Raw genomic sequence first — 15,074 nt, forward strand, 5'->3', positions numbered from 1 at the left:
AGTGTTATTTGGTATAAACACCGGGTTCAATTGGCTGCTCTAATGGAACATTTTCTCCGGCTAATACTTTCACTGCAGTATCCACGGCTTCTTTTCCCATTTTGTCAGGATATTGACGGATAACACCAACCATTACTGGGTCTGAATCAACGGCATCTCTAGCTTCTTTCATGCCGTCAAAACCGATAACTTTAACCTGTTGTTGTAATCCGGCTGATTTCACTGCAACTGCAGCAGCTAATGCGGCATCATCACCGAAACCAAAGATACCTTGGATATCTGGATTCGCCTGTAACATATTTTGTGCTGCCGCTAAAGCTTCAGCACGTGTAATACCTGTTTGCTGAGCAACAATTTTTACTTCCGGATAATCGGTTAGTGCTTTTTTAAATCCATCGATCCGCAAAACAACAGATTGGACAGTTGGATAATCAATAATAGCAATGTTGCCTTTATTACCTAACTCTTTTGCCATTAATTCACCGGCTTTTACACCACCAATATAGTTATCAGTACCAATATAAGAAGTCACCTCTACGCCTTTGGCAGGAACATCTACAGTAATAACTTTAATTCCGGCGTTTTGCGCTTTTTTAATTGCCGGTAAAACCCCTTGACTGTCAACTGGCGAAATAATAATAGCTTTAGCGCCTTTAACAATAAAATCTTCGACATCGGCAAGCTGCTTACCCAAATCTTGATTTGCAATAGAAAGCTCTAAATTAACACCTTTTTCTTTTGCTTCTAGTTTCATTGCGTCAGCTAGTTCAATATAAAACGGATGTTGCTGAGTTAATAGCGATGCTCCAATAAGATCTGCTGCCCAAGCGCTACTGCAGGCTACCGCAATTGCACTACCATACATCAGTTGTTTGAAAATTTTTTTCATCACATTTCTCCAATATCATTATTAAATGGAAATCCCTGTGTACTTTAAACGGCATCAAGTAATCTAAGTACAAGTATGGTTATAACAGCCAAGGTTACACGTGTAAACCATTAAGTGTCTAAAATTTGATCTGGCTAACATTTTGATTAGGCAAAAGCTTAATATCCATCAATAGCCAATTTATTTCACTCCCTCCCGATTAAGTAGTAAACTACCCCCTCTTACCGCTCTTTTATGGCTTTTAAACGACAAAAGGTGATTTATGCAACCCTATTTAATTGCTCCTTCGATTCTCTCTGCCGATTTGGCGCGTTTGGGCGACGATGTCAAAACGGTGTTGGACGCCGGTGCCGATGTGATTCATTTTGATGTGATGGACAACCATTATGTGCCGAATTTGACCTTTGGGCCGGCGGTGTGCAAGGCGTTGCGCGATTACGGCATTACCGCACCGATTGATGTGCATTTGATGGTGAAGCCGGTCGATCGGATTATTCCGGATTTCGCTAAAGCCGGGGCAGATTATATTACTTTCCACCCGGAAGCCAGTGAGCATATTGACCGCACTTTGCAGTTGATTCGCAGTTGCGGCTGTAAAGCGGGTTTGGTGTTTAATCCGGCGACACCGTTATCTTATCTGGATTATGTGATGGATAAAATTGATGTGATTCTGCTGATGTCGGTCAATCCGGGGTTTGGTGGGCAGTCATTTATTCCGGCGACGTTGGACAAATTGCGCCAAGTGCGGTCACGGATTGATGCCAGCGGTTTTGATATTCGTTTGGAAGTGGATGGTGGCGTAAAAGTGAATAATATCGCTGAAATTGCCGCCGCAGGGGCAGATATGTTTGTGGCGGGTTCGGCCATTTTTGATCAATCGGATTATGCTGAAGTGATCAACGCTATGCGGCAACAATTGGCGAACCTTACTTCAGATGTCGTATAAGGAAAGCGTATGAGTCAATTTAAAGTGATCGGTTTCGATCTGGACGGTACCTTGGTCGACAGTTTGCCGGATTTGGCGTTGTCGATTAACCAAGCCTTTGCAGAGGTTGGGTTGCCGCAGGCACCAGAAGCGCTGGTGTTGACGTGGATCGGCAATGGCGCCGATGTGCTGCTTGCCCGTGCGCTTGAGTGGAGCGGGGCAACGCTGGATCCTGAAGCGATTAAGCAGTTGAAAAGACGTTTTGGCTTTTATTACGGCGAAAATATCTGCAATAAAAGCCGCCTGTTCCCGAATGTGAAAGCGACGCTGGAAACCTTGAAAACACAGGGTTATACGTTGGCGGTGGTTACCAATAAACCAAGCAAACATGTACAGCCGGTGTTGGCGGCATTCGGTATCGATCACCTGTTTTCCGAGCTGTTGGGCGGGCAATCGCTGCCGGCGATTAAACCGCACCCTGCGCCGCTATATTATCTATGTGGTAAATTTGGGATTTATCCGAAACAGTTGTTGTTTGTCGGCGATTCGAAAAATGATATTTTGGCAGCACATAAGGCAGGTTGCCCAGTCATCGGGCTGACTTACGGTTATAATTACAACATTCCGATCAGCGAGGCAAATCCGGATTGGGTGTTTGATGATTTTGCCGATATTTTGACGGTGATTAATTAACTTTAGCGACAAATTAGTGATAGAAACAGAAATAAATAAGGGAAAAAAATGAGTAAAAAACCTGTGGTATTCAGCGGTGTGCAGCCGTCGGGTGAATTGACAATCGGTAATTATTTGGGGGCGTTGCGCCAATGGGCGAAGATGCAGGATGAGTTTGATTGCTTGTTTTGTATCGTCGATTTGCATGCCATTACGGTGCGCCAAGATCCACAAGCCTTGCGTAATGCCACTTTGGATACGTTGGCGATTTATCTGGCGGCGGGAATCGACCCGGAAAAAAGCACCATTTTTGTGCAATCGCATGTGCCGCAGCATACCCAGCTGGCGTGGGTGTTGAATTGCTACTCCTATTTTGGCGAAATGAGCCGTATGACCCAGTTTAAAGATAAATCGGCACGCTATGAAGAAAACGTCAATGTCGGTTTATTCACCTATCCGGTATTAATGGCGGCGGATATTTTGTTGTACCAAGCTAATCAAGTGCCGGTGGGGGATGATCAACGTCAACATTTGGAAATCACGCGTGATATTGCCCAGCGTTTTAATGCGTTGTATGACAATCCGTTTACCGTGCCGGAAGTCTTTATTCCTAAAGCCGGGGCGCGGGTGATGTCGCTGTTAGAGCCGACTAAGAAAATGTCGAAATCTGATGATAACCGCAACAACGTGATCGGTTTGTTGGAAGATCCGAAAGCGGTGGCGAAAAAAATCAAAAGAGCGGTCACCGATTCCGACGAGCCGCCGATGGTGCGTTACGATCTGCAAAATAAAGCCGGGGTCTCGAATTTATTGGATATTTTATCCGGTGTCAGCGGCAAAACCATTGCCGAGTTGGAAGCGGAATTTGACGGCAAAATGTATGGACACCTGAAAAGTGCGGTTGCCGATGAAGTATCGGCGATGTTGATCGAGTTACAGCAACGGTTCCACCATTTCCGCAATAATGAAGCTCTGTTAAATCAGATTATTCGTGATGGGGCTGAAAAAGCACAAGCCCGTGCTGCCGAAACCTTAGACAAAGTTTATCGAGCGGTCGGCTTTGTCACAAAACCTTAAGTTTGATGATTGAGGACAATATGAGTTATCCGGTTGATCTGCATACACATACCATTGCCAGCAGCCACGCTTACAGTACGCTATATGAATATGTTACGGTCGCCAAACAGCGTGGTATTCGCTTGTTTGCCAATACCGATCATGGTCCGGCACTGGGCGACGCACCGCACGAATGGCATTTTTCTAACTTAGCGATTTTGCCACGTTTTATTGATGGCGTCGGTATTTTACGCGGCATCGAAGCCAATATTCTAAATGTTGACGGCGAAACGGATTGCAATGATCGCATGCGTCGTTCGCTAGATTTGGTGTTGGCAGGCTTTCACCCGCCGTCGATTCAGCCGACAAGCCGTGAAGCACATACCGAGGCGCTGATCAACTGTATCAAGAGCAGAAAGGTGGATATTATCACCCACCCCGGCAATCCGAAATTTCCGATTGATGCGGTGGCGGTGGCACAAGCAGCAGCGAAATATCATGTGGCATTGGAGATCAACAACTCTTCGTTTTTGCATTCGCGTGTCGGCAGTTATGACAACTGCCTGACCATTGCCACCGCAGTGCGTGATGCCGGTGGCTGGGTCAGCATCGGTTCGGATTCGCACTATGCCGGATATTTGGGCAATTTTGAGAAAAGTTTGGCGTTACTCGAAGCTGTCGATTTTCCGAGTGAACGGATATTAAACCAAAGTCCACGAGTCTTACTGGATTTTCTGGAAAGTCGTGGTTGGGCGAAAATTGTCGAATTTGCTGATTTATAGCGGGACTCGGCTAAGCAAAACAGATTAAAACTACGTAATTCAAGTTCTTATTTTTAGCCGCTTAGTGAATAATGAGCGGCATTTTCACCTTTGCGAGATATTTCAATGACAAAAACGCTCATCAAAACCGCACTTGCTCTTGTTTCCGGGCTAGTGATTTGCGCCACTGCTCAAGCAGAAATCAAAAAAATTCCGGCTGACTATCTTGAAAACGATCAAGCGGAAACGGCTAAAATTTTTTACACCGCAGCGGTTGAACCGCACTTGATTTCCGAGCTGGTGTATGCGCTGGATGATCTGAATATCAATTATCCGCGATTGAAAAAAATCTACTTGTACCTCAACAGTGATGGCGGCGATATGGACAGCGGACAAATTGCCTATTGGGCAGTGAAAAGCTCGAAAATCCCAGTGACTACAGTCAATCTGTCGATGGTTGGTTCTTCTGCCACGTTGATATTCTGCGCGGCAAAAGAGCGGTTGTCATTGCCGAACGGTAAGTTTTTGCTGCACGCCTCTAGCCTGACCGGTTCAGAAGGTCTGTTGCGTCCGGATGATATTGACAATTTGAAAAAAGAATCCATGATGTACAACCAAGTTTTTGCCGACACTTATCAGCAATGCAGTGACTATAACGAAGCAGAAATCAGCAAATTTTTGCACAGTGAAGGCAATCGTTTATTGATCGACAGCCGCGAAGCCAGCAGCAAAAAATTGGTTTCAGGTTTGGCAGACGGCATTGTACAAGCACCGATTGCTTACCATATTGTTGAAAATAGTGACGCGCAGAATCCATAAAAAAGTTGAACTATTCAAAGAAAGTTAAGTCTAACTAGCTGTGACAGAGTGTTCTTCCAAGCCTCATAGAAGGGGCGTATCAAATTTTGAACTCGTTCGAATTTGTGGTATAAGTAGCACTCGCCGATTTAATTAAGATAAAGAAGGAAGACGATGACTAAAGAAATGCAAATGATGTTGGTTCCTCAAGGCAGCTTGGAAGGTTATATCCGTGCCGCCAATCAATACCCGATGCTGACCGCTGAGGAAGAGAAGGAATTGGCGGAACGTTTGTATTACCAACAGGATTTGGACGCAGCTAAAGCGTTGATTTTGTCGCACTTGCGTTTTGTGATCCATGTTGCACGTGGTTATTCCGGTTATGGCTTGCCACAGGCAGATCTGATTCAAGAAGGCAATATCGGCTTGATGAAAGCGGTGCGTCGCTTCAATCCGGAAGTGGGTGTCCGTTTGGTGTCTTTTGCGGTGCACTGGGTTAAAGCCGAGATTCACGAATATGTACTGCGCAATTGGCGGATTGTTAAAGTGGCAACCACTAAAGCACAGCGTAAGCTATTCTTTAACCTGCGTAAAACCAAACAACGTTTTGGTTGGTTCAATGAAAATGAAGTGGCGATGGTTGCTGATGAGTTGGGTGTGTCGGTTGATGACGTGAAAGAGATGGAATCACGCATGACCGGACAAGATATGGCGTTCGATTTGCCGACTGACGATGCAGAAGAGAGCTACAGCCCGGCGCTATATTTAGAAGACAAAAGTTCTGATTTTGCCATAGAATTGGAAGCCGAAAACTATGAAAATCAGGCAAACGAGCAATTAAACGAGGCTTTATCCGGTTTGGATGAGCGCAGTTTGGATATTATCCGTTCCCGTTGGTTGGACGATGATAAAGCCACTTTGCAGGATCTGGCAGCAAAATATAATATTTCAGCCGAACGTGTGCGTCAGTTGGAAAATAACGCCTTGAAAAAATTGAAAAGTGCGGTAGCGTTTTAATTTCCGCCTATAACTTAACTGCTAGAAACCCATCCACTGTGATGGGTTTTCTTTTTGGCTAGAAAAGCAACAAACGGTTTCAAATGCAAATTTATTTTTAAAATTTCCTTGACTTTTGAAAAACGACCCTCATTTAATCCTCGTGAATAGACGTTATGGTTAGCGTCAGACAAGATATGATTCAGGAGGATTTTTTTATGAATATCGAAAAATTTACTACCAAATTCCAACAAGCGCTTGCCGAAGCGCAATCGCTGGCGTTGGGCAAGGAACAACAATATATTGAGCCGCTGCATTTGATGTCGGCATTACTCAATCAACAAGGCGGTTCAATACAGCCGCTATTGCTCAGTTGCGGCGTCAATGTCACACAATTGAAGAACCAAATTAACGCTGAAATCGATCGTTTGGCAAAAGTGGAAGGCAACGCCGGCGATGTGCAACTGTCGCAAAGTTTGGTGCGTTTGCTCAACCGTTGCGATCAATTGGCGCAAAAACGGCAAGATAAATTTATTTCGTCCGAGCTGTTTGTGTTGGCAGCGTTGGAAGACAAAGGCGCATTGGGTAATGCGCTGCGTCAAAGTGGTTTGAAAGCTGAAACGGTAGAAGCAGCGATTCAAAAAATGCGTGGAGGAGAGAACGTGAACGATCAAAATGCGGAAGAGTCGCGCCAAGCATTGGATAAATTTACCATTGATTTAACCGCCAGAGCGGAGAGTGGTAAGCTTGATCCGGTGATTGGACGTGATGAGGAGATCCGGCGTGCGATTCAGGTATTGCAACGCCGCACCAAAAACAACCCGGTGCTGATTGGCGAGCCTGGGGTGGGTAAAACCGCAATTGTCGAAGGCTTGGCACAGCGGATTGTCAACGGCGAAGTGCCGGAAGGTTTGCGCAATAAACGGGTGTTGTCGTTGGATATGGGCGCGCTGATTGCCGGTGCTAAATATCGTGGCGAATTTGAAGAGCGGTTGAAAGGCGTGTTAAACGAGCTGGCGAAAGAAGAAGGGCGGGTGATTTTGTTTATCGACGAAATCCACACCATGGTCGGCGCCGGCAAATCCGACGGCGCAATGGACGCCGGCAATATGCTGAAACCGGCGTTGGCGCGTGGCGAGCTGCATTGTGTCGGTGCCACCACGCTGGACGAATACCGCCAATATATCGAAAAAGATGCCGCCCTTGAGCGCCGTTTCCAAAAAGTGCTGGTGGATGAACCGAGCGTGGAAGACACGATTGCGATTTTGCGCGGCTTAAAAGAGCGCTATGAAATCCACCACCATGTGCAGATCACCGACCCGGCGATTGTGGCGGCGGCAACGCTTTCGCACCGCTATATTTCCGACCGACAGTTGCCGGATAAAGCGATTGATTTGATCGACGAAGCGGCATCCAGCATCCGCATGGAAATCGACTCCAAACCACAACCGTTGGATCGCTTGGAGCGGCGGATTATCCAGCTAAAACTGGAGCAACAAGCGTTGCAAAAAGAAGATGACGATGCCAGCCGTAAACGCTTGCAGATGTTAGAACAAGAGTTAGGCGAAAAAGAGCGTGAATATTCCGAGCTGGAAGAAGTGTGGAAAAGTGAAAAAGCGGCACTGTCCGGCACGCAGCACATCAAAGCGGAATTAGACAATGTGCGCACGCAAATGGAGCAGGCACGGCGTGCCAGTGACTTTGCCAAAATGTCGGAATTGCAGTATGGCGTAATGCCGGAACTGGAAAAACAGCTGGCGCAGGCGGAAGCTTCCGAAGGTAAAGAGATGACTTTATTGCGTTATCGGGTCACTGATGAAGAAATTGCTGAAGTGTTGTCGCGTGCGACCGGCATTCCGGTGGCACGGATGATGGAGGGCGAAAAAGAGAAACTGTTGCGCATGGAAGACGAATTGCATAAACGGGTAATTGGACAAAGCGAAGCGGTGGAAGCGGTCGCCAATGCGATTCGCCGCAGCCGTGCCGGCTTGGCGGATCCGAACCGCCCGATCGGTTCGTTCCTGTTCTTAGGCCCGACCGGGGTTGGTAAAACCGAGCTGTGCAAAACCTTGGCGCAGTTTATGTTCGACAGTGACGATGCGATGGTTCGGATCGATATGTCCGAGTTTATGGAGAAACACAGCGTATCGCGCTTGGTCGGCGCGCCTCCGGGCTATGTCGGCTATGAAGAGGGGGGGTATCTGACCGAAGCGGTACGCCGCCGTCCGTATTCGGTGATTTTGCTCGACGAAGTGGAAAAAGCGCACCATGATGTGTTCAACATTCTGTTGCAAGTGCTGGACGACGGACGCTTGACCGACGGACAAGGCAGAACCGTGGATTTCCGCAACACCGTAGTGATTATGACCTCTAATCTGGGATCCGATCTGATTCAGGAAAACGTCAACGACTTGGATTACGGCTCGGTGAAAGAGCTGGTGATGTCGGTGGTCAGCCGCCATTTCCGTCCGGAATTTATCAACCGGATTGACGAAAGCGTAGTATTCCACCCGTTGGATAAAGCCAATATCGAAGCGATTGCCTCGATTCAGCTGCAGCGCCTGAGCAAACGCATGCAAGCGCACGGCTACCAAATCGAATTCAGTCCGGCAGCGTTGGACTTCATTGCTAAAGTGGGCTACGACCCGATTTACGGCGCACGTCCGCTGAAACGGGCTATCCAACAGGAAATCGAAAACCCATTGGCACAACAAATTCTGTCGGGTAAATTACTGCCGGATACGGCGATTACCGTGGATTTGGAAGACAATAAAGTGATTGCCCGCCAATAAGTAAAATCGTCTGTAAACAGCTTAACCGCACTTTGATCTGAGCGCCAAAGTGCGGTTTTTTAATTCGGATTATCCGTCACATAATCCTTCAACGTTTGGATAAAGGCGCGGGTGGCGTGCGATAAATAGCGGTCTTTGCGATAAACCACCACCACCGTGCGGCTCGGTTTGCTGTCCGGTCGGCAGTAGCACGGTTCTTTCTCGAAATGGTCGGCGTAGACTAAGGTTTCCGGTAATAAAGCCGCACCGATTCCGGCACCGGCAAGCGCTTGGGCGGTGGTCATGCTTTCGGTTTCCAAAACTACATTCGGCGAAAACCCCGCATTTTCACATAGTTTTTGCAGCATATGGTGTAATTTATGCCCTTTGTTCATCTGGATAAACGGCGTGTCTTGCAGTTCGCTGAGCTCAATTGTCGGCGTGTAGGCGTGATCACCGGCTTTCAGCTTTAACTGTGCGGCAATCGGGTGGTTGGGCGGCAGCGCCAGCAACATTCTTTCCTCAAACAGAATATCGTAATCGAACAGTGCTTCGTTAATCGGCAGCAGCGACAGGGATAAATCGGTCAGCCCGTTCAGCACCCGATCTTCCAGATTGTGGGTGTTATCTTCCTGCAAAAATACTTCGATATTCGGGTATTGTCGGCGAAAGTGCGGTAAAACGCGCGAAAGCAGATAAGCGCTGCGAAACGGTGAACTGCCGATCGTAACGCGCCCCTGCCGTACATTCAAGGTGTCATCGACTTTCTGTTCAAATTGGTGCTGCAAATCCATAATCGCTTGTGCGGTTTCAACATATAAGCTACCGATATAGGTTAATTTCAGCGGGGATACGCTGCGATCAAACAGTAGCGCACCCACTTTTTCTTCCACTTTCTGAATAAATTGGCTCAAGGACGGCTGCGAAATATACAACTTTTTCGCTGCCACAGAAAAATTGCGTTCTTCCGCCACTTTTAAGACATATTTGAATTGTCGAAACTCCATATTGATCGCCTTCCATCTATAGGTTTTTGCTTATATCAAGTATATAAAAAATCGTATTGGACTTATTTTAATAAAATTCCGTACCATACACCACATAAATTATAAGGATTTGCCTTTCTATTTTTGTTGTTTGGAGTGTGGATATGACGCGATTAACTCGAGGAATTATCGTTATTTTACTGATGCTCGGTATCTGGTTTTCACCGCTACCGAACGGGCTTTCGTTGCAAGCGTGGCATCTGTTTGCCATTTTTGCCGCCACCATTATCGGCTTTATTTTACAACCGTTGCCGCTGGGGGCGGTGGCGTTGATTGGGGTGATGTTTGCGGCATTAAGCGGCACTATCACGATGTCGGAGGCGCTGTCCGGTTTCAGTAACAGCACCATTTGGCTGATTGTCTCCGCCTTTTTGTTTGCCAAAGGTTTTATCAAAACCGGCTTGGGACGGCGCATTTCCTATCAACTGATCCGCTGTTTCGGCAGTAGTGCGCTGAAATTGGGTTATACCTTGGCGATTAGCGATTTTATTATCAGTCCGGCAACACCGTCCAATACCGCACGCTGCGGCGGCATAATGTATCCGATCGTGCGCAGTCTGGCATCGGCTTTCGGTTCCGAGCCGAATCAAAATCCGCGCAAAATCGGGGCGTATATTCTCTCCACCACCTTTCAGGTTGACGCGCCGATTGCGGCAATGTTCCTGACCGCCTGTGCGCCGAATCTGCTTATCGCCGCTTTTGCGCTGGATACTGCCAACGTTAATATCAGTTGGGGAACTTGGGCGTTGGCAGGGATTGTGCCGGGGCTGTTGTCGATACTGTTGATTCCGTATTTTATCTATAAATTTTATCCGCCGGAAATCAAGGATACGCGCGCGGCGCAAGTCGTGGCAACAGAAGAGTTGGCCAAAATGGGTGCCATGAGCCGTGACGAGTGGATTATCAGCGGTGTGTTTATCGGTGCGCTGTTGCTGTGGAGCACCTCGCAATATACCCAAATTAATTCGACCGTCGTGGCATTGCTCGGCGTGAGTGTGATGTTGATCACTAACGTGTTGGAATGGAATGAAATTCTGGAAGAGAAAGGCGCTTGGGACGGCATGATCTGGATGGGGGGCATCGTCGGTTTGGCAGGCATGTTGAACAAAGTGGGCTTTATTCCTTGGTTTGCCGGTTAGGCGACAGGTTTGATGGCGGGCGTGTCATGGGTGCCGACCTTAATCGTCTTGTTCCTGATTTATATGTACAGCCATTATGTTTTCGCCAGTTTATCTGCCCATGTCACCGCCATGTACGCCGCGTTTTTAGCAGTGGCGGTCGGTGCCGGCGCACCGCCGTTTCTGGCGGCATTCGGTTTTGCCGCACTGTCGAATTTAATGGCGGGGCTGACCCATTATGCGAGCGGCGCGGCACCGATCTATTTCGGCGCAGGTTACATCAAACAGCAGGACTGGTGGCGTATCGGCTTTTTTGCCTCCGTGATCAACGTGGTGATTTGGCTCGGCGTTGGGGCGTTGTGGTGGAAAGTATTAGGTTTATGGTGATTGTAACCATATGTGGATGTTTTATTTTTAATCAATGAAATGAAGAGGTTATCTATGATGACAAAAGAAGAAGGTGTGCGCTATTTAACGGATACCATTGCAAAATTTGTCGGCATTACCGGAAAAGTGCTGCCTGACGACGTGATGAAGAAACTGAAAGAGTTGCGCGAAAAAGAGCAGGAGCAATTGCCGAAAATCATTTACGGCGCGATGTTCCAAAATCAGGATTTGGCGGCGAAATTGAATCGCCCGAGCTGTCAGGATACCGGCGTTATCCAGTTTTTCGTCAAGTGCGGTGCGAATTTTCCGTATATCGGTGAGTTGGAAGCCTTGCTGAAAGAATCGGTTATTCAAGCGACCAAAGACGCACCGTTGCGCCATAACAGCGTGGAAACGTTTGACGAATACAACACCGGCAAAAATGTCGGCAAAGGCACGCCGAGCGTGTTTTGGGAAATTGTGCCGGACAGTGACAAGCTGGAGCTGGATACCTACATGGCAGGCGGCGGTTGCTCTTTGCCGGGACAAGCCAAAGTGTTAATGCCGGGCGAAGGTTACGAAGGCGTCACCCGTTTTGTGATGGACATCATGACCAGCTATGGCTTGAACGCCTGTCCGCCGTTATTGGTCGGCGTAGGCATCGCCACATCGGTCGAAACCGCCGCGGTGCTCTCCAAAAAAGCGCTGTTCCGTCCGTTAGGGCAACATAATCCGAACGAAAAAGCCGCCTCAATGGAAAAATTGCTGGAAGACGGGATTAACAGCATCGGTCTGGGGCCGCAAGGCTTAAAAGGCAAAATGTCGGTAATGGGCGTGAATATCGAAAACACCGCGCGCCACCCGTCGGTGATCGGCGTCAGCGTCAATGTTGGCTGCTGGTCGCACCGCAAAGGGCATATTATTTTTGACAAAGAGTTGAACTACACTATTACTTCACATTCAGGAGTGACATTATGACCGATAAAAAAATCCTCACCACCCCGATTAAAGCGGAAGATCTGCAAGACATCAACGTGGGCGATATTATTTACTTAAACGGTTATCTGGTCACTTGCCGTGATGTGGCGCACCGTCGTTTAATCGAAGAAAAACGGCCGTTGCCGGTCGATATCGACGGCGGCGCGATTCTGCACGCCGGCCCGATTATCCGTTCATTGGGCGACGATAAATATGAAATGGTTTCCGTCGGTCCGACCACCAGTATGCGTATGGAAAAATTTGAGAAGGAGTTCATCAAACAAACCGGCGTCAAACTGATTTTGGGCAAAGGCGGCATGGGCAACGGCACAATGGAAGGCTGCCGCGACTATAAAGCGCTGCACTGCGTGTTCCCTGCCGGTTGTGCGGTGCTGGCGGCGGAGTGCGTGGAAGAAATCGTCGATGCGCAATGGAAAGATCTCGGTATGCCGGAAACCTTATGGGTGTGCAAAGTAAAAGAGTTCGGTCCGCTGATTGTGTCGATTGATACCCACGGGCGCAATATTTTTGAAGAAAATAAAATCGAATTTAATAAGAAGAAAGAAGCGGCGATTGAAGAAATCTGCAAACACGTCAGTTTCATCAAATAATCAAAGCGCAACACCGCACTTTTATGTTTTTTCGGCATAAAGTGCGGTTTGTTGTTATACTCGGTCAAGCAAAAAGGTAATGCAATTTCTTTCTATAATAGGAGCCAATAATGACGTTTAAACATGCTATCGGTTTCGGTGTTGCCGGCAACTTTGCCGGACATTTGGAACAGGCGGGCGAAGCGGCGGATTTCAAACAGGTTGAAGTGCAGGAAGCACATCAGCCGAAAGCGATTTTTCCGTTTTATGTACCGCACTTTGACGGTTTTTTATCAGTCTATCCGCTGTCGGCGGACACCCTGCGTTTTCCGCAAGATGCCGATAATCTGCAAATCGAACCAGAAGTGGCGATTGTGTGCGATATTCAATATGATGCAAGTCATCAGGTAACCGCACTTTTACCGAAAGCGTTTGGTGCTTATAACGATTGTTCAATCCGCCGCCCGAATGCGAATAAAATCGCCGATAAGAAAAATTGGGGCGCGCAAACCAAGGGGCTGTCTGCCACATTAATTCCGTTAGACGGCTTCGAAGCGGGCTGCAATTTAGATAACTATCGTATCGCCTGTTTTCACCAACGTGGTGCTCAATTCAATATTTACGGTGTCGACAGCCCGACCGTCGGCTACAGCTATTTTCATCAAAAATTACTGGATTGGATGGTTGATCGCATGAACAACCAGCCGGATCAAGGACCGATGCACCCTATTGCAAGTTTGCTGGAAAAAGCGAATTATCCGCAACAGGCGGTGATCAGTATCGGCGCAACCCGTTACACCGACTTCGGCGAAACGCATTTCTTGCAGCCGGGCGATGTCAGCATGGTGGTGGTGTACAACGGCACTAAACACAGCGCGGACGAGATTATCGCCATGGCGAAGCAACAACAGTTTGCAGGTGACCTTTCAGCGTTGGTGCAAAAAGTGATTTAATTGCATTCTTTATTTTAGGCAAAGTGCGGTCAGATGAGTTGGGCGCACTTGCTCTTTTTACGATCCAGGTTCCAATTACGTTTATCCTTGCTTCCTTTTATGCTTATTTGAGCTAGCCTAAGCGCACTTTTATCTATTGGAGGTGTGTGGGATGTGGCGTGTGTATGTAACTTATATCTTGGCGTGGTTTTGCATAATAAATGAGGCTACGGCAAATAGTAAGCCGAATCTCATGTTGTTAGACGTCTATCAAGGACAGCCGTTAGACGGTTGGGTGATGAGCGAAAAACTGGATGGCGTGCGCGGTTTTTGGGATGGCAAACAGTTGCTGAGCCGTGGTGGCAATCGGTTTAATACGCCGGATTATTTTATCCGAGACTTTCCGCCTTTCGCCATCGATGGTGAATTGTTTTCACAACGAGGCGAATTTGAGAAAATTTCCTCAATTACCCGCACTTTTGACGACATCGGTTGGCAACAACTCAAGCTGTATGTATTTGACGTGCCGGATGCTGAGGGTGATTTATCACAACGGCTACAACAATTGGCAGATTATTTGCGACAAAATCCCAGCGCTTATATTGAGATTATTCCACAGATCCCGATTCAAAACCGTCGGCATGCGGAAGATTTTTTAGCGGAAATCGAACGTCTAGGTGGTGAAGGAATTGTGGTGCGCAATCCGCATATTCCTTATCAACAGCAACGCAGTTCGCAGATTCTAAAATTCAAAACCAGCCAAGATGAGGAATGCCGAGTGATCGCACATCATGAAGGAAAAGGGCAGTTCAGCGGTAAATTAGGTGCGGTCAGTTGTCAAAATCAACGGGGCGTTTTTAAAATAGGATCCGGCTTTAAGCTGCTAGATCGTCAAAATCCACCGCCAATCGGTAGCCTGATTACCTACCAATACCGTGGACTGACCAAAAACGGTAAACCGCGCTTTGCTACTTTTTTGCGCATTAGGAATGATAATCCGGAAAAAATTGCCGAGTAAACAGACAAAAGTGCGGTATTTCGGATAAAAAACCACCGTTTGATAAAAAACAGAAAAAAAGTGAGAAAAAGGGGTTGCAAAGAATTTCTGAATGTCTATAATGCGCACCTCACAACGACGCAGCGTTCTGAAGCGAAGCGGTTGTGACTGTTCTTTAA

General features: G+C 47.4%; 13 protein-coding genes and 1 pseudogene. 12 read left to right on the forward strand and 2 right to left on the reverse strand.

Features of this window, described 5'->3' with window-relative positions; translation table 11 throughout:
- Nucleotides 1–4 precede the first annotated feature (4 nt).
- Nucleotides 5–889 (reverse strand): substrate-binding domain-containing protein, encoded by an 885-nt coding sequence (locus FHQ30_RS06220; RefSeq protein WP_139610449.1) that lies wholly within the window; start codon nucleotides 887–889, stop codon nucleotides 5–7.
- Nucleotides 890–1,151: 262 nt separating this feature from the next.
- Here FHQ30_RS06220 and rpe point away from each other — a divergent pair, with 262 nt between their 5' ends.
- The 7 genes from rpe (at nucleotide 1,152) to clpB (ending at nucleotide 8,889) form a co-directional block, all read left to right on the forward strand.
- Nucleotides 1,152–1,835 (forward strand): ribulose-phosphate 3-epimerase, encoded by a 684-nt coding sequence (gene rpe, locus FHQ30_RS06225; RefSeq protein WP_139610448.1) that lies wholly within the window; start codon nucleotides 1,152–1,154, stop codon nucleotides 1,833–1,835.
- Between the two features lie 9 nt (nucleotides 1,836–1,844).
- Nucleotides 1,845–2,507: a phosphoglycolate phosphatase gene (locus FHQ30_RS06230; protein ID WP_139610447.1), complete on the forward strand. Its 663-nt coding sequence runs from the start codon at nucleotides 1,845–1,847 to the stop codon at nucleotides 2,505–2,507.
- A 48-nt stretch (nucleotides 2,508–2,555) separates the two neighbouring features.
- Entirely contained in the window at nucleotides 2,556–3,563 is a 1,008-nt protein-coding gene (gene trpS, locus FHQ30_RS06235; protein ID WP_139610446.1) for a tryptophan--tRNA ligase, read from the forward strand.
- A 20-nt stretch (nucleotides 3,564–3,583) separates the two neighbouring features.
- Nucleotides 3,584–4,324 (forward strand): phosphatase, encoded by a 741-nt coding sequence (locus FHQ30_RS06240; RefSeq protein WP_139610445.1) that lies wholly within the window; start codon nucleotides 3,584–3,586, stop codon nucleotides 4,322–4,324.
- 105 nt (nucleotides 4,325–4,429) lie between these two features.
- Nucleotides 4,430–5,122: an ATP-dependent Clp protease proteolytic subunit gene (locus FHQ30_RS06245; RefSeq protein WP_139610444.1), complete on the forward strand. Its 693-nt coding sequence runs from the start codon at nucleotides 4,430–4,432 to the stop codon at nucleotides 5,120–5,122.
- A 153-nt stretch (nucleotides 5,123–5,275) separates the two neighbouring features.
- Nucleotides 5,276–6,118 carry an RNA polymerase sigma factor RpoH gene (rpoH, locus tag FHQ30_RS06250; protein WP_139610443.1) on the forward strand — a complete coding sequence of 281 codons (843 nt, stop codon included), beginning with the start codon at nucleotides 5,276–5,278 and terminating at the stop codon, nucleotides 6,116–6,118.
- Nucleotides 6,119–6,315: 197 nt separating this feature from the next.
- On the forward strand, nucleotides 6,316–8,889 hold the full coding sequence (clpB, locus tag FHQ30_RS06255) for an ATP-dependent chaperone ClpB (protein ID WP_139610442.1): 2,574 nt from the start codon (nucleotides 6,316–6,318) through the stop codon (nucleotides 8,887–8,889).
- A 59-nt stretch (nucleotides 8,890–8,948) separates the two neighbouring features.
- On the opposite strand, the gene FHQ30_RS06260 is transcribed toward clpB, so the two are convergent.
- Complete coding sequence (locus FHQ30_RS06260) at nucleotides 8,949–9,875, reverse strand: LysR family transcriptional regulator (protein ID WP_139610441.1); 927 nt, start codon at nucleotides 9,873–9,875, stop codon at nucleotides 8,949–8,951.
- A gap of 143 nt (nucleotides 9,876–10,018) precedes the next feature.
- On the opposite strand from FHQ30_RS06260, the pseudogene FHQ30_RS06265 reads away from it, so the two are divergent.
- The 5 genes and pseudogenes from FHQ30_RS06265 (at nucleotide 10,019) to FHQ30_RS06285 (ending at nucleotide 14,916) form a co-directional block, all read left to right on the forward strand.
- Nucleotides 10,019–11,419 (forward strand): annotated as a pseudogene (locus FHQ30_RS06265) (anion permease).
- 54 nt (nucleotides 11,420–11,473) lie between these two features.
- Complete coding sequence (gene ttdA, locus FHQ30_RS06270) at nucleotides 11,474–12,376, forward strand: L(+)-tartrate dehydratase subunit alpha (protein ID WP_208610908.1); 903 nt, start codon at nucleotides 11,474–11,476, stop codon at nucleotides 12,374–12,376.
- Nucleotides 12,373–12,987 (forward strand): L(+)-tartrate dehydratase subunit beta, encoded by a 615-nt coding sequence (gene ttdB, locus FHQ30_RS06275; RefSeq protein WP_084257458.1) that lies wholly within the window; start codon nucleotides 12,373–12,375, stop codon nucleotides 12,985–12,987. Before ttdA ends, ttdB begins: the two co-directional genes overlap by 4 nt.
- Before the next feature lie 110 nt (nucleotides 12,988–13,097).
- A complete protein-coding gene (locus FHQ30_RS06280; protein WP_139610440.1) occupies nucleotides 13,098–13,919 on the forward strand; it encodes a DUF5718 family protein in 822 nt (273 codons plus the stop codon).
- 151 nt (nucleotides 13,920–14,070) lie between these two features.
- Entirely contained in the window at nucleotides 14,071–14,916 is an 846-nt protein-coding gene (locus tag FHQ30_RS06285) for a DNA ligase (RefSeq protein ID WP_139610439.1), read from the forward strand.
- Nucleotides 14,917–15,074: the final 158 nt, after the last annotated feature.

The sequence above is a fragment of the Testudinibacter sp. 'clade 2' genome (genome assembly GCF_006227735.1).
In the GTDB taxonomy this organism is placed as follows: domain Bacteria; phylum Pseudomonadota; class Gammaproteobacteria; order Enterobacterales; family Pasteurellaceae; genus Chelonobacter.